General features: G+C 32.8%; 17 protein-coding genes and 3 tRNA genes. 12 read left to right on the forward strand and 8 right to left on the reverse strand.

The window, feature by feature from the left end; translation table 11 throughout:
- Positions 1–91: 91 nt before the first annotated feature.
- Positions 92–163: transfer RNA gene (locus D1815_RS23680), tRNA-Ile, on the forward strand.
- Positions 164–203: 40 nt separating this feature from the next.
- On the opposite strand, the gene D1815_RS13140 is transcribed toward D1815_RS23680, so the two are convergent.
- Positions 204–1,061: a bile acid:sodium symporter family protein gene (locus D1815_RS13140; protein WP_108805195.1), complete on the reverse strand. Its 858-nt coding sequence runs from the start codon at positions 1,059–1,061 to the stop codon at positions 204–206.
- 82 nt (positions 1,062–1,143) lie between these two features.
- Here D1815_RS13140 and D1815_RS13145 point away from each other — a divergent pair.
- From D1815_RS13145 to D1815_RS13190, 11 genes are all read left to right on the forward strand, one after another.
- Positions 1,144–1,221, forward strand: a tRNA-His gene (locus D1815_RS13145).
- A 3-nt stretch (positions 1,222–1,224) separates the two neighbouring features.
- Positions 1,225–1,297 (forward strand) — tRNA-Phe (locus D1815_RS13150).
- A gap of 21 nt (positions 1,298–1,318) precedes the next feature.
- Positions 1,319–1,639 (forward strand): hypothetical protein, encoded by a 321-nt coding sequence (locus D1815_RS13155; RefSeq protein WP_118387478.1) that lies wholly within the window; start codon positions 1,319–1,321, stop codon positions 1,637–1,639.
- A gap of 28 nt (positions 1,640–1,667) precedes the next feature.
- On the forward strand, positions 1,668–1,832 hold the full coding sequence (locus D1815_RS23685; RefSeq protein WP_158594494.1) for a hypothetical protein: 165 nt from the start codon (positions 1,668–1,670) through the stop codon (positions 1,830–1,832).
- A gap of 159 nt (positions 1,833–1,991) precedes the next feature.
- On the forward strand, positions 1,992–2,318 hold the full coding sequence (locus tag D1815_RS13160) for a DUF6331 family protein (RefSeq protein WP_118387480.1): 327 nt from the start codon (positions 1,992–1,994) through the stop codon (positions 2,316–2,318).
- 691 nt (positions 2,319–3,009) lie between these two features.
- The gene (locus D1815_RS13165; RefSeq protein WP_118389979.1) at positions 3,010–4,110 is read left to right on the forward strand and encodes a slipin family protein; all 1,101 of its coding nucleotides are present in this window, start codon (positions 3,010–3,012) and stop codon (positions 4,108–4,110) included.
- 457 nt (positions 4,111–4,567) lie between these two features.
- Positions 4,568–5,158, forward strand: a complete 591-nt coding sequence (locus tag D1815_RS13170; protein WP_118387482.1) for a DUF3575 domain-containing protein — start codon at positions 4,568–4,570, stop codon at positions 5,156–5,158.
- Positions 5,159–5,227: 69 nt separating this feature from the next.
- Positions 5,228–5,740, forward strand: a complete 513-nt coding sequence (locus D1815_RS13175) for an RNA polymerase sigma factor (RefSeq protein ID WP_027395290.1) — start codon at positions 5,228–5,230, stop codon at positions 5,738–5,740.
- 57 nt (positions 5,741–5,797) lie between these two features.
- Positions 5,798–6,706 carry a FecR family protein gene (locus tag D1815_RS13180; RefSeq protein WP_027395289.1) on the forward strand — a complete coding sequence of 303 codons (909 nt, stop codon included), beginning with the start codon at positions 5,798–5,800 and terminating at the stop codon, positions 6,704–6,706.
- Complete coding sequence (locus D1815_RS13185; RefSeq protein ID WP_118387485.1) at positions 6,703–9,354, forward strand: TonB-dependent receptor plug domain-containing protein; 2,652 nt, start codon at positions 6,703–6,705, stop codon at positions 9,352–9,354. The genes D1815_RS13180 and D1815_RS13185 overlap by 4 nt, the downstream gene beginning before the upstream one ends.
- Positions 9,355–9,542: 188 nt before the next feature.
- The gene (locus D1815_RS13190; protein WP_118387487.1) at positions 9,543–12,176 is read left to right on the forward strand and encodes a TonB-dependent receptor plug domain-containing protein; all 2,634 of its coding nucleotides are present in this window, start codon (positions 9,543–9,545) and stop codon (positions 12,174–12,176) included.
- Positions 12,177–12,230: 54 nt separating this feature from the next.
- On the opposite strand, the gene D1815_RS13195 is transcribed toward D1815_RS13190, so the two are convergent.
- The 7 genes from D1815_RS13195 to paaZ form a co-directional block, all read right to left on the reverse strand.
- Entirely contained in the window at positions 12,231–12,656 is a 426-nt protein-coding gene (locus D1815_RS13195; RefSeq protein WP_118387489.1) for a lipocalin family protein, read from the reverse strand.
- An 858-nt stretch (positions 12,657–13,514) separates the two neighbouring features.
- Positions 13,515–15,593, reverse strand: a complete 2,079-nt coding sequence (locus D1815_RS13200; protein ID WP_118387491.1) for a thiamine pyrophosphate-dependent enzyme — start codon at positions 15,591–15,593, stop codon at positions 13,515–13,517.
- Between the two features lie 56 nt (positions 15,594–15,649).
- Entirely contained in the window at positions 15,650–16,723 is a 1,074-nt protein-coding gene (locus D1815_RS13205) for a branched-chain amino acid aminotransferase (protein WP_118387493.1), read from the reverse strand.
- 74 nt (positions 16,724–16,797) lie between these two features.
- Positions 16,798–18,084, reverse strand: a complete 1,287-nt coding sequence (locus tag D1815_RS13210) for a dihydrolipoamide acetyltransferase family protein (protein ID WP_233557545.1) — start codon at positions 18,082–18,084, stop codon at positions 16,798–16,800.
- 105 nt (positions 18,085–18,189) lie between these two features.
- The gene (locus tag D1815_RS13215; protein WP_118387497.1) at positions 18,190–18,789 is read right to left on the reverse strand and encodes a transferase hexapeptide repeat family protein; all 600 of its coding nucleotides are present in this window, start codon (positions 18,787–18,789) and stop codon (positions 18,190–18,192) included.
- Between the two features lie 46 nt (positions 18,790–18,835).
- Positions 18,836–19,588: an enoyl-CoA hydratase/isomerase family protein gene (locus D1815_RS13220; protein WP_118387499.1), complete on the reverse strand. Its 753-nt coding sequence runs from the start codon at positions 19,586–19,588 to the stop codon at positions 18,836–18,838.
- Positions 19,589–19,606: 18 nt separating this feature from the next.
- The gene (paaZ, locus tag D1815_RS13225) at positions 19,607–22,102 is read right to left on the reverse strand and encodes a phenylacetic acid degradation bifunctional protein PaaZ (RefSeq protein ID WP_118387501.1); all 2,496 of its coding nucleotides are present in this window, start codon (positions 22,100–22,102) and stop codon (positions 19,607–19,609) included.

Genomic DNA, 22,102 nt, shown 5'->3' on the forward strand with positions numbered 1-22,102 from the left:
CTCTTGGTGTAAAGGTTCGAAATGCCAAGCATTCACAAGTACAAAATTATCAAATATTGACCTAATGAGTAATCCTTTCAGGTCATCAAACTAAGGTATAACTCAGTGGCAGAGTGCCGCGGCTATATCGCGGAAGTCTTGGGTTCGATTCCCAATGCCTTAGTTACTATCAATTCATAAAAAGAAGGTCAATATATAGTACTTTATTTTTTACTATTTCGAATACCAAAAAATATTGCGATCCCACCTGTAAAAAACATTAACAGACTATATACGGCTGGAGCAATTGCAAAAGAAGTATTATGAAGTATAGCAATTGCAACGGTTATCGCCAAAGTACCATTTTGAATACCAGATTCTATTCCGATAGATATGGCGCCTTTTTGATGAACACGAAATAGCTTTGCAGAATAATAACCAATAGCCATTGTCAAAATATTCAATAATAAAGCGACAAGACCAGCTTCTTTAAAATAAAAAATGAAATTGTCTTTCTCTTTAATAAGAATACCAACAATAACTAAAGCAAGTACCAATGCTGAAGCTATTTTTACCGGTTTAGCCATCTTTAATGCAAAAGACTCATTATACTTTCTTATGATCATGCCAATAGCAACAGGTATAATAATTATAACTAAAATCTGAATAATAGTTTCAATTACATTTAATTGAATAGTTTGATCCTCTGATAAAAAGTAAAGTAACGAAAAATTAACTATGAACGGTATCGTAATTATCGTTATCAAACTACTAAATGCTGTAAGCGTTACAGATAATGCAATGTCTCCTTTAGCTAAATGAGAAATCAAATTAGAAGTCGCTCCACCTGGACAGGCTGCTAATATCATAATTCCAATAGCTATTTCCGGTTTTAGCGATAGCACAGATGCTAACAGAAAACCTACAAGTGGTAAGACTATAAGCTGATTCGCTAAACCAACCAAAATTGCTTTAGGATAAATAAGTATTCTCTTAAAATCATCTATAACAAGAGATAACCCCATACCTAACATTATAATAAATAAGGATGCAGCTAAAACAATGGTCGATATATTATCCATAAAACTTGTTTTCTAATCTTACGGACTAATATAAAGAATTATTTATCAATACTCTGAAAATCAAATACTCTAAAATTAGAAAATGGTGTCTCTAGCTTATCTGGTAAAGCATCTCACTGTGAATGAGAAGAACAGGGTTCAAGTCCCGGAGTACACCCTAAAAGGAATAGTAGCAAAGTTGGTCAATGCGTCGGATTGAAGATCCGAAGATATAGGTTCAAATCCTATCTGTTCCACTAACAATTAAACTTTAAACTATGAAAAACAATCTATTACAAAGGTTTTTATGTAAAACTGAAGACACAGGAAGGTTCATAGTTCAATCCAAAATTACTGGTATTACCTATTTCGTAGAACCAATCGATAATGGCAAACCAGATAAGCTTTGGGGTGATCTAGACCCTGCTACTAAAAAGCTTACTGGTGATTACGGAAATTCTAGAAGAGGAGCTGTTAAAAAAGAAGATTCATTAATTCTGAAAGAAAATGGATTTAAGAACATCTCTATTTTTCGTGGAAGCCCTCTGGGTGAAATCGATAGACGTGATCACGAATATGAGCTATTAAATAATCCATAAGTAATAATATGATGTAAAAATTAATATCATGAAAACACAACCAACAATTATCAAAGAAAAAACAACAAACGGTTTACAAAATTTACTTTTAAAATGGGCATCTAAGTATATCAATAGTATGACTAAAGCACTATATCCTGATACGGATACTGTAAAAAGTAGAAACGATAAAAATCGAATTTTTTATAAATAAATAATTACTACGCAAATACATTGCGCTTTTACATTAAATATTTGCAGAGTAATTAAACAAACCTTCTTTTATAAGGGGTAAAAAAACGAAGGTTTGTAGTAGCGCCCTGCTATTAAGTAAGGGGAATAAATAGCAGGGCTTTTGATAAAAAACATGATTATGAATACTAAAAAAATATCTAAAACTATTGATATAGATCAATTCTTAGAAAACAATAAAGAATTTTGGAGAGATTTAGAAACATACTGTGTTGCTGAATGCTGTGGAATTGATGCTTTTGATTTTTCAAAAGAACATATAGAAAAAACTGTTTCTTTTTATAATTCTAAAGACGTCCTATCCAATATAGATGAGGTCATTTTATTTATAAATACAAACCCCTTAAAGCTTATGAGTAGTTCAATTTTGAACCATTGCGCTTCAAAAGAAAAATTTATTGAACTCTTTAAAAATATCAAGCAAGTCTTGTTGGGTGTTTCTATATAGCACTATTGTATGAAGTATTGCAGATTTGTATGATCACTTCATATCCAACTTGCCTTGAAGGTTTGACTATTAACCAAATAATAGTCTCGACTCTGTGGGTCGTGGGTTCGACTCCCACTCTGCCTCAGGCAGATAGTTCAGTGGTTAGAACAACAGACTTATTGGTTGTCGCGGGTTCGATTCCCGTCAAAGCACCATTTGCTTTGTAGCTCAGTAGGTAGAGCACTACACTTTTAATGTAGCCAAAATGGACTCAAAATCCGTTTTAATGAAGTTCGGGTTATCTTCTAAAACTAATCCACGGCTTGTCACGCTGTAAAAATGACAAAAACGTTGGCTAGTAGATCAGTTCTTATTCTACTCTTGGAACAAGGACAGTCTTAAAGGTTCTTTGAGATATTTAGAATGATGGTGCTAAGAAGTGGTTACTTTTTTGAATCCAGATTTTAGAATAATAGTATTTTTTAATACCTATTCTTCTATCTCGATACTAAAAACTAATTATAGAAAATATCACATACTACTTTCTCCGTACTGGAAAGATGGTTTGCTTTCAGCGTTTTTAACTAAAAAATCTTTAAAATATGCTTGATAGGCATAAAAGGAAATAGATAACACCTCTGTTACAGAGTTATCAGATCAATTAATGTTAAATCTGTCTGTTAGAAAACAGACTCAAAAATTAAAAAAAATGAAAAGAGTAAGAATCAACGCTGGTAAAGTAGGCTTGGTTTTCAGAAAAGGAGATTACAGCCGTGTAATAACCCAAGGAATCCATTGGGTTGGATTTAACGAGCAGGTAATACAATATGATCTTTCTAAACCTTTTTCAACACCAATAGCGCTGGAACTCTTACTACAAGATAAGGCGTTAGAAGATATGCTACATGTTATTGAGGTAAAGGATAGTGAAATTGTATTAGTTTATGAGAACGGAAATTTTAAAAGCGTATTCTCCGCTGGAAGATATACACTCTGGAAAGGATTGATAGAGTATGAATTTACAAGAATAGATCTTGGTAAAATTTATATTACCGAAAAAATCGATAAATCTTTATTCAGCAATTATACGCTCAATAAATATATCCGAGTTTTTGAAGTTGCCGCGTATGAAAAAGCTGTACTCATTGTAGATGATGTATACGCTAAAACTTTAGGTAGTGGCACATATCGTTTCTGGAGAAATGATACAACTATCAAGATCGCTAAGGCAGATCTGCGTCAGCTACAGTTAGAAATAGCTGGTCAAGAATTATTGACAAAAGATAAAGCTGCTATTCGTATCAATTTCTATATACAATATAAAGTTGTAGATATTGAAAAAGCATTGCTTGATAATAAAGAATACGAAAAACAATTATACATCGCGATGCAATTAGCTCTTAGAGCTTTCGTAGGAAATTACACCTTAGATGAACTTTTGGAACGTAAAGATAGTATGGCAGAAGCTATATTGGAAACTACCAAAAATCAAACAAACAAACTAGGTGTAAGAGTATTGAATTGTGGTATTAGGGATATAATCTTAACTGGTGAAATGAAAGAAATCATGAACCAAGTACTAGTAGCACAAAAGAGAGCTCAGGCTAATATCATTACTAGACGTGAGGAAACAGCATCTACTAGAAGTTTACTGAATACAGCAAAACTAATGGAAGATAACGAAATGCTCTACAAGCTTAAAGAAATGGAATATGTAGAGAAAATAGCTGAAAAAATTGGTGAGATCACAGTTTCTGGTAATGGTGGAATGGTAAAACAATTGAAAGACATATTCTCTGTGAATAGGTAGGTGTGAAAAAAAATGCACTGGTTATTATAATCAGTGTATTTTTTATTTTTAATAGGTAAATCTAAACTAGTAATTTTTAAACTTTCAGGTAAAAAAATAAAGGAAAACAAAAAAGAGCGTCTCCACGCTCTTTTTCTTCACACAAATCATCTTAATTTAGGGGCTTATTCTAAAATTAAAACTCACTTTTTATAAATGTTTTCATCTTGGGGAAAATGAAAACGCTAACTCATTAACTCTGGTGTAAAGATACAGTTATTTTTCAATTCACCAAACTTTTTATGTATTTTATCTAAAAAAAATGTATTTAAACACGTTAAACAAATTTAAAAAACAATTTTTTGTAGTATTTTTCTTTCATTTTATTGTTTTGAAAAATATATTAAAATGTAGGTAGGGTATACTCTTTCTTTTTTGTTTTAGGGTTGTAATTTTTAACATATAAAGCAAAAAGTTGATGAGAAAAATAGTTTTAATCTTAACCTTTATGGTTTCATTACTACGTACTGGATACTCACAAGAAACGATTACGAGTAATCAAGATAAAATCGCAAGCGCTAATTATAAAAATAGTATCCGTTTACTTCCTCTATCAGCTTTATATGGAGAGATCAATTTTGAATATGAACGCATCCTAAAAAATAATTTCTCTCTATTGTTACAAGCATACGGAGATTTTTCAAATACTGATGTTGTATCAAATGGTACTCTAGTTCCGGAAAGTAATATCACAGCGTACGAGATAGGATTAGAAATTGGAGGTAGGTATTATTTTTCAAAACGTAAAAATGCTCCAAAAGGTTGGTTTATTGGTGCCGGAATCATTGGTGGATATAAGGAAGTAGATTATAATGCATCTATATTTAACCCTAGAGATTATGACACGGTTATGATTGGAGGTTCTATAAAAGGAGGCTATCAATGGGTTTTTAAATCTGGATTTACTGTTGGCGCGGCCAATCGCATTCAATATACGCAGGAACTTTCAGGACCAATGAATACATATATAGATGTTTTGCCAGAAATATCTATAGGTTATTCTTGGTAATATTGTTAAATTAACAACTTTATATATTATTCATTGTAATCTTATAATTGACCTAAAATTTTATAAAGAATGCCTGAAAATGTAATTAGCGTATGTGATGAGAAAGTATACGAACAACTGTATAGAGAACACGCAGAAAAAATATGCTACTATCTATATTATAAATATGGTGATATGGAAAAAGCTCAAGATATTGTACAGGATAGTTTTGCAAAACTTTGGACTAATTGCTCTAAAATTATTTTTGGAGCGGCTAAAAGTTTTCTATACAAAATAGCTAATAATGCTTCGATCAACGATTATAAGCATCAAAAAACCGTACTAAAATATAAATCAACTGAACAAAAAACCTACACCAATGAATCTCCAGAGTTTCAGATGGAAGAAAAGGAGTTCATGCACCGTTTAAATTCTGCTATTGGAGGATTAAAAGATGGACAACGAGAGGTTTTTCTTTTAAATCGGATTGAAAAGAAAACATATAAGGAAATTGCAGAAATGCTTGACATTTCTGTAAAAGCTGTAGAAAAAAGAATGCATTTAGCATTAGTAGTTTTAAGAAAAAAAATAGGTAACGTATAAATTACATTGGAAAGTATTAAAGTTTCCTGTTAAAGGTATAGTAATAATAAAAACATTATGGAAAAAGATAATTTTCTAGGAAGATGGCTGGTAGATGATATCTCTGAAGAGGAGAAGAAAGAATTCGAAAATTCAAAAGATTATCTTGCTTATAAAGATATTTTAAAAGGTGTTGACAAATTCGACCGCCCTGTTTTTGATCTCGATAAAGGACTTAAAAATCAAAAAGAATACAATAAAAGATACAAAAAGTCCTCTGGAAAGAAAGTAATTAAATTACGCCCATGGCTGTATGCAGCTGCAGCAGCTATAGTAGTTTTGTTTGGACTAAGAACAATATTCTTTTCAACTACAGAGATATATACGGAAATGGCAGAAACTAAAACCTTGACATTACCAGATAATTCATTGGTTACTTTAAATGCTGATTCTTCTGTTGAATATGACAAAAGATCTTTTGCCGAAACAAGGATTATCCACTTAAAAGGAGAAGCTTTTTTTGATGTAGCGAAGGGTTCTAGTTTTACCGTGAAAACTAAAAATGGAGATGTTACTGTATTAGGAACAGAATTCAATGTCTATTCTAGAAATGAGCATATAGAAGTACAGTGTTTTGAAGGCAAGGTACAAGTAAGTAACTCTAAAGAAACAGTAATTCTAACTCCTGGAAAAGCTATTAAATCTAATTCTGAAGGCGCATTATCTCCTAATGAAATCAAAGGATCTAAACCTAGTTGGATGCAGGGTAAAAGCACGTTTAATCAAGTTACTTTACAACAACTTATCCAAGAATTAGAAAGGCAGTATGACATTCGTATTACCACAAATGATATTGATACCAAACGCTTATTCTCTGGTTTCTTCGTACACAATGATCTTGATAAAGCGTTGAAAACTTGTTTTGAACCTATGAATATTAATTATACAGTCAATAATCAAAAAAATATATCGTTAAAAAATAAGTGAGATTATTTAAACTAACTACATTTTTAATTTGTTTCTATACTGCTTTAGGTTATTCACAAGATGTGATTCAATCAAAAGAACCTGATTATAAATCTCTAGAAGAGGTACTAAAAACTTTTGAGAATCAACAACAAATAAATTTCTCCTATGATGTAGATGCTATAAAAAATATAGTATTAAATATAGATGAAGAAAAACTATCAATTACATCATTGCAAAAAGCAATAGAACTTCAGACTTCTTATCTACTACAAAAAGTAGATAAAAATGATTACATTCTAATTAAAAATACTAGAGTTATAGATATCTGCGCTGTTGTCATAGATGCGATTTCTAAATTCGAATTACCGCACGCAGATATACTTTTAAATAAGAAAACTATTGGTGTTACTGATAAAAAAGGAATTTTTAAATTACAACTTAATCCTTCCGATACTATCTCCATTTCATATCTAGGTTACCAAAACAAAACAATTAAAATTTCTGCGTTAACCACCAATTGCGACACTATTAGGCTACAACCGGAAATACAAAGTTTGGGGCAAGTTTTGGTAAAGGAATACCTTACTGGAGGTATCCAAAAAAATCAAGATGCATCTGTAAATATATCCACAAAAAAACTTCGTATCCTTCCTGGACTTGTAGAACCAGATGTCTTACAAAGTTTGCAATTATTACCTGGTATTAACAGTCCTACAGAAGATCCCGCTGGATTATACATTCGTGGAGGAACACCAGGACAAAATTTAGTGCTTTGGGATGGAATTAAAATGTATCAGAGTGGTCATTTTTTTAACCAAATCTCTACCTTTAATCCATTTATTACCAAAAATGTAACTGTATATAGAGGTGGTACCAGTGTTCGTTATGGAGATAGAATATCTGGTGTGGTTGCTATAGAATCTGACGATGATCTTTTGGAAAAAGTACAAACTGGAGGAGGCCTTAATTTCACACATGTAGATGCATATTTAAAAGTCCCATTATCAAAAAAAATAGGGTTTTTACTGGCCGGTAGGAGATCAACAACAGATGTCTATCAAAATATAGCCTATAATAATCTAATAAGAAAGGTATTCCAGAATACGCGATCTAACATTCCGGATAATGGCGAAACATCAACATCAGAAGAACGTAGTAGAGAAGATGATTTTTCTTTTTCTGATAGCAATTTTAAAATTCTTTGGAAACCTAATGATAATAACACAATAAAGTTCAGTTCTATCTTCGCAGAAAATAGACTTGATAATAATAAAACTGTCATCGTCTCAGAAGCTAATCTTGAAGCGAAAGTTCAAGATATACTTAAAATCAGAAATTTTGGATTTAGTTTAAATTGGGATAAAAAATATCTTGAAGGTATACATCAAAATGTGAACTTCTATTTCTCATCTTATGATCAAAGATATAACAATATTGAAACTCGAACTTTTGGTGATGATGTAACAGAAAGTCTAATTAACAATAATAAGGTACAAGATATAGGAGGAGAATACACTGTACATTTCCCACTTAATAAAAAACAATCTTTAGATATTGGATATCAATTTACCTATAATCAAACAGAGTTTGAAACGAAAAACATTTTTTCTGATGAAACTGGGTTTGAGGAAGGAGGATCTATTATTGATGGAAATGGGACCAATCACACAATATATTCTGAATACAAATACAAGACTTCTAAAACATTTATAAATATTGGTTTGAGAGGATCACAAGTAAGTAACGCTAATTCATTTTTCATAGAACCACGTATGTTTTCTTCTTATGAATTATTGGATAACTTTACCCTCAACACTTCTGCAGAGCTAAAAAACCAACAACTTAATAACTATCTTACGTATAATAGTGCATTTGGAACAATTCCTACACTTCCTGTTGCTGATAATGTTTGGATTCTTTCTAATAACTCTTCAAATAATAAAGATGTAAATGTTCCTTTTATTAAAGTGGTAAAAAGTGCGCAATTTACGTTAGGAGCTCTATATACCTTCAAAGGCTGGAATTTTGACTTAGAAGGATATTACAAAAAAGTAACCGACATTTCTTCATTAAGTGATCTTGTACTAGATATAGCAGTTCCTGATGATGATGAAACTATTATTTTTTACGGAAAAGAAGAAAGAATTGGAGTTGATTTCTTAATAAAAAAAAGAATCAACAATTATAGATTTTGGGCTGGTTACTCACTAAGTAAAACCATTACATCATTTCCTTTTGTACAAAATTCATATTTTGATGGCAGTTATGATCAACGTCATGTGTTTAATCTTTCGCAGACCTTAGAAGTAAATCAATTTGAGTTTGCTTTGGGCTGGAATTATGCTTCTGGAAGGCCTTTTACTAAAATATTTAGAGACGATAACGACCTAGATGGTGGAGTTATTGACCCTAGAGGTATTAATTCTAGTCGATTTAAACCATATCATAGACTAGATGCCTCCGTGACCTACAGATTTCCTCTAAGTACATCAAAAAATACAAATGGAATGATTGGGATTTCACTAAGGAATATATATAACAGGAAAAACACCATTAGTCAGGGTTTTAGAGAAAATCAAGATGAGAATTTCAATTTTTATCTTGAGGGTTATGAAAATAAGTCTTTACGTTTTACTCCAGATTTTGTTCTTCGTTTTAATTTTTAATTTATCTAAAAAAATGACCGCAGATAATCGTAGATGCTACAATTATTTATATGTTTTATTCATTACTATACTCTGATTAATATTTTTAAAAAAAACTCTGCGAGTATGATTCAAAAACTATAACATATACGAGAATCATTAATAATAGTTATATTTAAAAATTAAAAAAACCTAGCGCTAAGAACTAAGTGAGATTATTTAAACTAACTACATTATTTATATTTTTCTCTATCACTATTGGTTATTCACAAGAAGTGAAATTACCCGTAACAAATGAAAAACAACTTCTAACGGACATACTAAAAGCCTTTGAGAACCAACTTAAATTCAATTTTTCCTACGATGTTACGGCTATCGAAAATATATCTTTAGAACTCCAAAAAGCGAATCTATCTATAATATCGCTTAAAGAAATAATAGCCCAAAAAACTTCTTATGAATTACAAAAAGTAAGTGAGACAGATTTCATTTTAGTAAAAAACAAAAAAGTTATAGATGTTTGTGCTATAGTTGTAGATGCTATCTCTCTATTTGAACTTCCACAGGCAGATATTCACCTAAATAAAAAAACTATTGGTCTTACCGAGAATAATGGTGTTTTTAAGTTACAACTTCACCCTTCTGACTCCATTAGTATATCTTACTTTGGTTATAAAAACAAAACAATTACTATTTCAGAATTGACTAATAATTCTTGTGATACTATTAGATTACAACCAGAAATTCAGAGCCTAGGACAGGTTTTAGTAAAAGAATACCTTACTGGTGGTATCCAAAAAAATCAGGATGCGTCGGTAAATATATCTACAAAAAAACTTCGTATTCTTCCTGGACTTGTAGAACCAGATGTTTTACAAAGTTTACAGCTACTTCCAGGAATTAATAGTCCCACAGAAGATCCGGCTGGATTATATATTCGTGGAGGAACACCTGGACAAAATTTAGTGCTTTGGGATGGAATTAAGATGTATCATAACGGTCATTTTTTTAACCAAATTTCTACTTTTAACCCTTTTATTACTAAAAATGTACAAGTATACAGAGGTGGAACCAGTGTTCGCTATGGAGATAGAATATCAGGAGTAGTCGTTGTAGAATCTGATGATGATGTGATAGAAGAAATAAAAACTGGTGGTGGTATTAATTTAACGCACGGAGATCTTTATTTAAAAATGCCTATCTCTAAAAATGCTGGTATCTTATTAGCAGGAAGAAGGTCTACAACAGATGTTTACCAAAATATTGCTTATAACAATCTGGTAAGAAAAGTTTTTCAAAATACTAGAGCAACAATTCCTGATGTAGGTGACGAGGTTACCTCGGAAGAAGAATCTAGAGAAGATGATATTTCATTTTCTGATGTTAATTTCAAACTCGTTTGGCATCCGGACAGTACCTCTACAATAAAGTTCAGTTCTATTCTTGCCGAAAATCGACTTGACAATAAAAAAAACATCATTATTGATGATAAACGAAATGAAACTCAGGATGTTCTAAAGCTAAGGAATATTGGTGCGAGCATAAATTGGGATAAAAATTATAATAATTCTATATCCCAAAATGCCAATTTTTACTTCTCATCCTATGATCAAAGGTATTCCTTTATATTAAATAAAATAGATGATAATATAGACGAAAGTACCAATATAGAAAATGCTGTAAAAGATATAGGGTTTGAATATTCTGTTCGGTTTCCTTTAGTTAATAATCATTCCCTTCATACGGGATATCAATTTTCGTATAATGAATCAAGTTATAAAGCATTATTCGATACAGGTTTTGGAGATGACCCAAACACTTTAGATGGCAATGGGACCAATCATACACTATACTCAGAATATCAATACAAAACACCTAAAACCTATCTTAATTTAGGGTTTCGAGCATCTCAATTAAGTAATGTAAAAGATTTTTTCATCGAGCCTCGTATGTTTGCTTCTTATGAGTTGTTTAAAAATTTCACTATAAATACTTCTGCTGAATTAAAGAATCAGCAACTTAATAATTACTTAACTTATATTAGTACTGAAGATGGGAGACTATCTACATTACCAGTTTCTGATAATGTTTGGATTCTTTCTAATAATTCTTCAAGTAATAATCCAGATACTCCTAGAATTAGAGTTTTAAAGAGTATGCAATTTACGGTTGGAGGCTTATACACATACGATGGCTGGAATTTTGATTTAGAGGGTTACTACAAAAAAATAACTGATGTTTCTTCTCTTAGTGATCTTATATTAGATATAGCTACCCAAGATGATGTTGAAACTGATATATTTTATGGAGAAGAAGAACGAATAGGTTTTGATTTGTTAATTAAAAAAAGAATCAACAATTATAGGTTTTGGGCTGGATATTCGCTGAGTAAAACAATAACTTCGTTTCCATTAGTTCAAAACACGTACTACAATGGGAATTTTGATCAACGACATGTTTTTAATCTATCCCAAACACTAACTCTAAATAAGTTTGAAATTGCACTTGGTTGGAACTACGCTACTGGAAGACCATACACAAAAATTGTGGCAGATAGTGCTGCGATATTTGGAGGTACTATAGATCCAAATGGCATTAATTCTAGTAGATTTAGAGATTATCATCGATTAGATGCTTCTGCAGTTTATCGCTTTAAATTAGATAAAGAAAAGGATTGGAATGGTATGATAGGTGTTTCTATTAGGAACCTCTACAATAGAAAAAATATAATCGGACAAAGTTACAGTGAGTTTACAGACGTTAATTTTAATAGAACCTTAGAAACTTCCCAAAATGAATCTTTACGTTTTACACCGGATATTGTATTACGATTCAATTTTTAGTATAATCAAAAACAAAACTGTATATTTATACAGTTTTGTTTTTGATTAAAAATATTAAACTCTGGTTAATATTTGTTTAAACTCACCATCTTCATCATTGGTTACTGCTGTCATTGTATTACCAGAAAAAGTAATGGTTGCTTCTACAGCTTCAGCTCCATCCATATCCGAAGTAATCTTGTATTTATTATCCCCTAAGTTTTCCCAAGTACCTGTAAATGTATCTTCCAATACACAAGTACCATTTTCCATAACATGACTGGTCCCACTAAATTTTTCATCTTCTGTTACTGTAAGAACATCCTGTAAGTCGCAGGTTTCGACAGTCACTTCTACTCCATCTTCAAACTCTTGAGTTATTTTCCAAACTCCAATAAATTTGTCCTGTGTATCTACTGGTCCAGAATTATCATCATCAGAACTACAAGATGTAAACATAATCGAAGTGGCTACGGTTAATAATAAAATGATTTTTTTCATGATTGTTTTTTTACGTTTTTAAAATTTTTACAACCCTAAAACATATATCTATCAAAACACCCTAAAAAAATATTCAGCAAAAATCAAATTAAATTACAAAAAATTGATAATCATTTGTTTAAAGAATAAAAAAAATTAATTAAGTTTAAAAAACAAGTAGTTTTACATTCTTGGAAGTATTAGCAGTATAGATAATTCAACCAATAAAGTTAGAAAAACAAAAAAGAGCGTCTCCACGCTCTTTTTCTTCACACAAATCATCTTAATTTAGGGGCTTATTCTAAAATTAAAACTCACTTTTTATAAAAACTTTCATCTTGGGGAAAATGAAAGTACTAACTCATTAACTCTGATATAAAGATACAACTTTTTTTAAATTCACCAAACTTTTTATGTATTTTATCTAAAATAAATGCATTTTAACATATTTAATAAAAATAAATATAATATTTTGTAGTCTTTTTCTTTCTTTTGTTAAAATTGTAAATAACACACACTACAGTGTATTCATACAAAATACTGGAAAAACAAAAAAGAGCGTCTCCACGCTCTTTTTCTTCACACAAATCATCTTAATTTAGGGGCTTATTCTAAAATTAAAACTCACTTTTTTTAAATGTTTTCATCTTGGGGGGAATGAAAACGCTAACTCATTAACTCTGGTGTAAAGATACAGCTTTTTTTAAATCCACCAAATTTTTTGTGTATTTTATCTAAAATAAATGCGTTTTAACATATTTAAATATCTATAATTACCATTTGTGTAGTCTATTTCTTACTTTTAAAATTTAAACAAAAAAAATAGCCTCAACTGTTATGCAACAAATGAGACTATTATTTTACTTCCTATCTATATGATTAATACCTCAACAACTCTTCTATCTTAGTTTTTACTTTTTCTGTAGAAGGAATCATGGTCTGTTCTAATGTACTATTTAATGGGATTGCTGGCATATTCTCTGAACCAATAGTCATCACCGGTGCATCAAGATATCGGAAACATTCTTCCTGAATTTTTCCCGATAATGCTCTTGCGAAGGAATTATTAGTTGGTTCTTCTGTTACCACCAAACACTTCTTTGTCTTTTTTACTGATTCTATTATAGTTTCTTCATCTAATGGATATAGTGTTCGCAAATCTATTATTTCTACAACTTCTTTTAACTCCTTAGAAGCATTCAGCGCCCAGTGTACACCCATTCCGTAAGTAACTACCGTTAACGTCTCCTTCTCATCTTCAGGCCATATTTGTTGTACTACATTAGCTTTGCCAAAAGGTAGTATATAATCTTCTGCTGGTTCTATAGTTCTTGCAGCGTCTGTACCTTTTACCTTAGACCAATACAATCCTTTATGTTCTAAAATCACCACGGGATTAGGATCGTAATATGCCGCTTTCATTAAACCTTTTAGGTCTGCTCCGTTACTTGGATAAGCTATTTTAATACCTCTTATATTAGTAACAACGGATTCTACCGATGAGGAATGATAAGGTCCTCCACTTCCATATGCCCCTATCGGAACTCTTAGAATCATAGAAACAGGCCATTTACCATTAGATAAATAACAAGATCTACTTACTTCTGTAAATAACTGATTCAATCCTGGCCATATATAGTCCGCAAACTGTACTTCTACAATTGGTTTTAAGCCTACAGCAGACATTCCTACAGTAGACCCTACAATAAATGCTTCTTGTATAGGTGTATTAAAAACTCGTTCATCACCAAACTTTTGCGCTAATGTTGCTGCCTCTCTAAATACTCCACCTAATCTTCCTCCTACGTCTTGTCCATATAATAAACACTCTTTATGTTTCTTCATTAGCTCTTCTACTGCAAACAGAGCACAATCTACCATTACTACCTCATCCTTATCAGAAGGAGATCGTTCTCCTTTTTCTTCAGTAATTGGAGTAGGCGCGAAATCATGGGTAAACAAATCTTCTGGTTTTGGATCTTCTGCTTTCATTGCTTCCTGAAGATCTGTAGTAACGGTTTGTTTAGCCTCCTCTTCCAAACTATCTACCTCATCACCTGTAAAACCAGCTTCTAATAATTGATTTCGCAATACCGGATAAGGGTCTCTAGAACGAGCTTCTTCCAGGTCATCCCTATACCATTCCATGCGTACTCCAGATGTATGATGATTTAGTAAAGGTACTCTTGCGTGAACTAAAATTGGTCTTCGTTCTTCTCTTATAATTCGAATAGCATTTTGAACAGCTATATAACTCTCTGTAAAATTAGCTCCATCAATTGTAATCGCTTCTAACCCATGAAATCCTGCAGCATATTCGTACGCACTTTGTGCTCTGGTTTCTTTCTCATTGGCAGAAATATCCCATCCATTATCTTGTACAACGTATAATATTGGTAACTGCTTTAAAGCTGCCATTTGAAAAGCTTCTGCAATCTCTCCTTCTGTTACCGAAGCATCACCTAACGAACACACCACTAGTGGTGCTTTTATTATCTCACTCTTGCTGGAATCATTATGTGGAATATTTAATAACTCTTTATACTGCATTCCCAGTGCTACACCAGTAGAAGGAATCGCCTGCATACCTGTAGCAGAGGATTGATGAGGGATTTTTGGTTTATCATCCTCATTTAAACTTGGATGTGAGTAATAGGTTTTTCCACCAGAAAAAGGATCATCTTTCTTTGCTAACAGTTGTAACATTAAGTCATAAGGTCTCATCCCTATTCCTAATAACATTGAATCATCTCTATAATAAGGAAAAGCATAATCTTGAGGCAATAATTGCATAGCTACCGCTATCTGAATTGCTTCATGACCTCTTGATGTCGCATGAACATATTTTGAAACTGTTTTAAAATTTTCTTCATATAGTTCTGTCATGCTTTTAGCAGTACAAAGTGTGCTAAATGCTTTTTTAAGAACTTCTTTTTCTATAGTTGTTGAGGCTACCATATATCCCTTATTTTTTTGATCTACAATCTACGAATCACCAGTATTGGCGATAACTATTATCCTACCTTCTCTGTTATTGATACCGGTATTATCCAATTAAACGTATCTTCCATTTTTTGAGTCTTGATATTATCAAGTGTATTTTTTACATCTTGGCTCACGGGGTTGTTGTCGGATAAAGTAAGTACCTCATCTTTATACCCTATAGCTTCTATCATAGCAATAGCTACTGCTGTTCCTGTACCAAAGGCTTCTTCTAATTGTCCTTCGTTAGCACATGTTATTAACTCATCAATTGTAATTGGACGCTCTTCTACCTCAAAACCTTTATCTTTCAATAAAGTGATAACACTATCCCTTGTAATTCCTTTTAATATAGAACCGTCTGTAGAAGGTGTAATAAATTTGCCTCCTATTTTGAAAAATATATTCATGGTCCCTACTTCCTGGATATACTTATGCTCGTTAGCATCTAACCATAATACTTGATCATATCCCTTTGCCTTGGCTTTTTCTGTTGGTAGAATTGCTGCTGCATAATTACCCGCAGCTTTTGCTTCTCCTGTACCACCATCTGCAGCTCTTATATACTCTGTTTCTGCATATAATCTAATCTTTTTTGTAAAAAATGGTCCTGCAGGAGAACAGATCACTATGAACTTGTAACTTGTAGCAGCTCTCATACCTATAAAAGGTTCATCTGCATACATGAAAGGTCTTAGATACAAAGCGCTTCCATCTTTTGGAGGAATCCAACTGTGTTCTACCCCAACAATTTGTTTTACCGCTTCTACAAATAAATCCACCGGAACTAAAGGCATTCCTAATCTCGCAGCACTATGATTAAAACGTTTTGCATTCTCTTCTGGTCTAAAAAGTAATGGTGTATTCTCCTTACCTACGGTAGCTTTCATTCCTTCAAAAATTGCTTGTCCGTAATGCAATGCCATTGCAGCAGGATGTGTTGGAATTAATTCTAATGGTTCTATTCTGGGATTGTTCCAAGCGCCATTTTCATATTCACAGATAAACATATGGTCTGTAAAAGTTGTTCCTAAAGGAATATTATCAAAATCAATATCCTTAAGTTTTGAATTTGCGGTCTTTGTAATTTTGATTTGTTGTTCCATTCTTATTTTATTTTAATCACACAAACTATTGGATAAACACTATTGTTGGGTATATGCTATCCATTGTACATTTATTATATTTCTCTATTACTATCAAAAGCTTCTAATTCGTCCCCAACCTTTCTTAAAAAAGATCCTCCTAAAAACCCATCTACAACTCGATGATCAAATGATAACGATAAGTACATCATACTTCTAATTGCAATTTCATCTCCGCTATCTGTTGTAATAACTTCTGGTCGTTTCTTAATAATTCCCAAGGCTAGAATAGCTACCTCTGGTTGATTAATGATAGGTGTCCCCATGAGACTACCAAATGTTCCTACATTAGAAATTGTAAACGTACTTCCTCCTATTTCATCAGGTTTTAATGCATTATTTCTAGCATTATTCGCTAAATGATTTACACGTTGCGCTAAACCTAGTAAGTCTTTTTCATCAGCATTTCTTACTACGGGAACAATTAAATTACCACTAGGTAATGCCGTAGCCATACCTACATTAATATCTTTATGGACCACAATCTTCTTTCCGTCTACAGAAACATTAATCATAGGGTATTCTTGGATTGCTTTTGAAACTGCTTCTATAAAAATTGGAGTAAACGTTAACTTTTCTCCATGTTTTTCTAAAAATTCTAGTTTCATCTTATTACGCCAATTCACCATATTGGTAACATCCACTTCTATATAACTTGTTACATGTGGTGATGTATGTTTAGAATACACCATATGGTCTGCTATCATCGTTCTCATACGATCCATTTCTACAATGCGATCCTTTCCTTCTATATAGGAAATTGGAGGTGCGTTATATGATGGTTTTGGTGCAGTTGGTTGCGGTCTACTTGGTAAAGGATATTTTCTGTGTTTAAGGTACAACATAACATCACTCTTACGAATCCTGCCACCATCGCCAGTTCCAGAGATACTTTGAACCTCTTCTATTGTCAAGTTTTCTTTTTGAGCTATACTAATTACCAAAGGAGAAAGGAAACCATCATTATCTCCTGTATTTTGAATTTTAAAATCAGATTTAATATCCGGCTTAACCTTTGATTTAATTGATGATTGAGGTTTTACATTTACATTATTATTAGATAATTCCTTTCCTTCTGATTGTGATTTTTTTTCACTTGATCCAGAATCATCATCAGCATCAATAACGGCTATTACTTTACCAACTTCTACCACATCATTAGATTGAAAAAGTAATTCTGTGATGATACCATCACAAGGAGAAGGTACTTCAGAATCTACTTTATCAGTAGCCACTTCCAAAATAGTTTCATCTTCTTCTACAGTATCTCCTACATTCTTTAACCAATTAAGAATGGTTGCTTCTGATATACTTTCACCCATTTTGGGCATTTTTAGTTCTACTCTTGACATTTTAGTTAACTAATGTTAGTTAGTTTGTAATTATTACTTCTTAGATATTTACACTATTTGTTCAACCCATAGGGATCACTTTTTATCTTTAAATTCTTCTAAAGTTTTATAGAAAGCTTCTTGTGTTGGACGATCTTTCGGAATCTCTCTTAAAGGCTCCACTTCTTCTAAATAATCAAAGCAATCTTCAGGTAATTGTTGGTACAACTTAGTCCCTTTTGTTTTCCACCCAATCATCTCATCGCTAACAGTTTTTATTACTTTCGCCGGATTTCCTACTATCAAACTTCTCTTTGGAAAAATGGTATTTGCTTTTACAAAAGACATTGCTCCAACAATACACTCATCACCAATCTCCGCATCATCCATTATCACTGTATTCATTCCTATAAGACAATTACGACCCAAATTAGCTCCGTGAATAACAGCGCCATGACCTACATGCGTACTTTCTTTTAACACTATAGATTTCCCAGGAAACATATGTACGGTACAGTTTTCTTGAACATTTACTCCATCTTCAAGAATAATCTCGCCCCAATCTCCTCTGATAGCAGCTCCAGGACCTATATAACAATTTTTACCTATAATAACATTACCTGTTACCGCTGCTAACGGGTGTACAAAACTACTTTCGTGCACTACTGGTATGTATCCTTTAAAACTATAAATCATTATTATATTATATGGATTCCAGCCTGAGCTGAAATAACAAAGCGTTTTATTTAAATCTTTTAAGCGTTTCTTTGGTAAAATCGCTTAACACTAACCTACCACTGATGATTGCTCTCTCTGCTAACAATGTATCCCAATGTTCTGTTCCTTCCCAAAATGCCTTTTTCATATCTTTCATCGCCTCGGGGTTATAGGTACATAAATGTTCGGCAAATTCTTTTACCGCAATATCCAATGCCTCTGTATCTTCAAAAACTTTAGTAAATAACCCTTTATCTCTTGCCCATTCTGCATCATAAAAAGAATTAGCATCAATGGCTATTTGCGTCATTGCTGACAATCCTATTTTACGTTCCACCGCGGGTCCCACAACAAAAGGACCTATTCCCACATTCAATTCACTTAATTTAATAGCGGCAAATTTTGTAGCCATACAATAATCTGTTGCAGACGCCACTCCAACTCCACCTCCTACAGTTTTACCTTGTACGCGTCCAATAATAAATTTTGGACAGATACGCATTGCATTAATTACATTTGCAAAACCAGAGAAAAATATCTTACCAGTTTCTGCATCGTTAATATTTATTAACTCCTTAAAACTTGCACCTGCACAAAATGTTCTATTTCCTCCACTTTTCAAGACAATTACTTTAATATCATCATTATCTCCTGCTTCTGTTATAGTTTTAGCTAATTTGGCTAAAATATCACCAGGTAAAGAATTATGTGCTGGATGAAAAAACTCTATGGTTCCTACTCCATTTTCTGTTGTTATATTTACGTATGGTTGTGTCAATGTTTATTCTTAAATGTTTTACAATAATCCAAACTGTTCGAAATGATGATTCAAATGTTTTACATTTAACAAATCCCATTCAAACTTGTTCATCTCACCAAATACGGCATTTTTCGTAATTGCGTCAGGATTTTCTTTAAAATAGATTTCAAATTCATCCATTGCTTCCAACAACTTCTTTTTAGCAGTTATTAGATCTTCGTGAACTAACGCTTCCAACGACTCTTCTTTCATTAAAGGATGTTTATGACCTTTAGGCATTGGTTTATGGTTATACACCATTTCTTGTACTTTTTCTAAATACTGCTCTGGTGTAGCTATTTCAAAATCTTGAATCTCTCCGGCACCAATTCTAATGGTTTTCTCTATATGTTCTATCATATGCTGAGCGGTCATCAATCCCCATGTAGCTTTGGTATCCTCTTTTAGCCTTGCTAAATATCCCTCAATATTTGCTCGATTTACTTGTACAAATGGTGATTTTTTTTGTACCATCGTTAAAATCGTTGCGATAGCAGTCAACTCATCTTCTTGATCAAATACTTCTACAAACCACTTTACGATACCACTTGGCAATTCTTTTCCTCGATGATCACGATCAATTTTTTGTTTACAAGTTAATCTTACGTAAACGGTATCATTATGATAAATCGGACGCAAGAATCTACATTCCTCCAACCCATAATTTGCGGCAACCGGTCCTTTATTTGGATATACAAACAATCCAGCTGCTGCAGCAAGAATGAAATATCCGTGCGCAGTTCTTTTTTCGAAAATACTTCCATCAAGAGAAGTTATATCCGTATGTGCGTAAAAATGATCCCAAGTAAGATTACCAAAATTGATAATATCTGTATCTGTAATTGTTCTTTTATGAGTTTTAAGAGACATTCCTGGTTCGATATCTTCCCAATGATATGCAAACGGATGTTTATCCGACTCTTTATATTTAGAATTTGCTTGATAAATTCCAGTAACCTCTGTTAAAGTTGTTGGTGTTCCTTGTATTGCACAACGTTGCATGTAATGCTTGATTCCGCGCATTCCGCCCATTTCTTCTCCTCCTCCTGCTCTTCCTGGACCTCCGTGAGTAAGCATTGGTAGCGGAGAACCGTGCCCTGTACTTTGTTTAGCATTTTCTCTATTACCAATCAAAATACGTCCGTGATGAGAAGCTGCTCCTACTACGTATTCTTTCGCAATCTGATCATCATAAGTAAATATAGAGGATACTAAAGATCCTTTACCCATCTGAGATAATGTTATAGCATCATCAAGTGTATCATAAGGCATAATTGTAGAAACTGGTCCAAAAGCTTCTATCTCATGAACACCTTTATGCTGAAACGGGTTATCTTGTCTCATCAGAATTGGACTTACAAAAGCTCCTTTTTGTGCATCAGCACCAACAGTTTCTATTGTATCTAAATTTCCATAAACTATTTGAGCTGTTTTAGCTATTTCTGCAACATTATTTTTAAAGCTTTCGACTTGTTTTTTACTTGCCAAAGCCCCCATTCTCACTTCTTTCAATCTAGGGTCCCCAATAGTTACCTTATCTAATTGTTTACCTAAAGCAATCTGAACATCTTCGACTAATTTTGAAGGAACTATGATTCTACGAATAGCAGTACATTTCTGACCTGTCTTAACGGTCATTTCTTTTCTAACTTCTTTTACAAACAAATCAAATTCTGGTGTTCCTGGTACTGCATCTTCTCCAAGCACACAAGCGTTTAGTGAATCTGCTTCCATAGTAAACGGTACAGATTCTTCTATCAACCTTGGGTGTGCTTTTAAAACTCTTCCAGTATGTGCCGAACCTGTAAATGTTACCACATCTTGTGATCCAACAGTATCTAAGATATTTTTAGTCATTCCGCTTAAAAGCTGTAATGCTCCTTCTGGTAAAATTCCTGAATCTACAATTACTCGTACCACTGCTTCCGTAAGGTAAGCAGTTTGCGGAGCTGGTAGAACTACTGCCGGCATTCCAGCCATCCAATTAACCGCACATTTTTCTAACATCCCCCAAATTGGAAAATTAAAAGCATTGATGTGAACCGCTACTCCACGTTTTGGTACTAGGATATGATGCGCCATAAACCTTCCTCCTCTCGATAAATCAATAGGATCTCCTTCTACATGATAAGATTGATTCGGAAATAATTTACGTAAAGATGCATTTGCAAAAAGATTACCAAAACCACCTTCAATATCAATCCAACTATCAACTCTAGTTGCTCCTGTTCTATAACTAAGCTCATAAAATTGCTCTTTTCTTTTAGTAAGATATAAAGCTAATGACTTTAGCATATTTCCACGCTCCTGAAAAGTCATTTTTCTAAGTACTTCTCCTCCTTTGGTTCTACCGTAATGTAAAACTTCTGGAATATCTAGACCATCTGTTGTGGATGTACCAATTATTTCTCCAGTAACTGCATCGTTCATCACAATACCATCACCTGAACCTGTTGCCCATTTTCCAGTTATATAGCTTTCTAGTGTTTTCAT

Source organism: Aquimarina sp. AD1, from assembly GCF_003443695.1.
In the GTDB taxonomy this organism is placed as follows: Bacteria; Bacteroidota; Bacteroidia; order Flavobacteriales; family Flavobacteriaceae; genus Aquimarina; species Aquimarina latercula.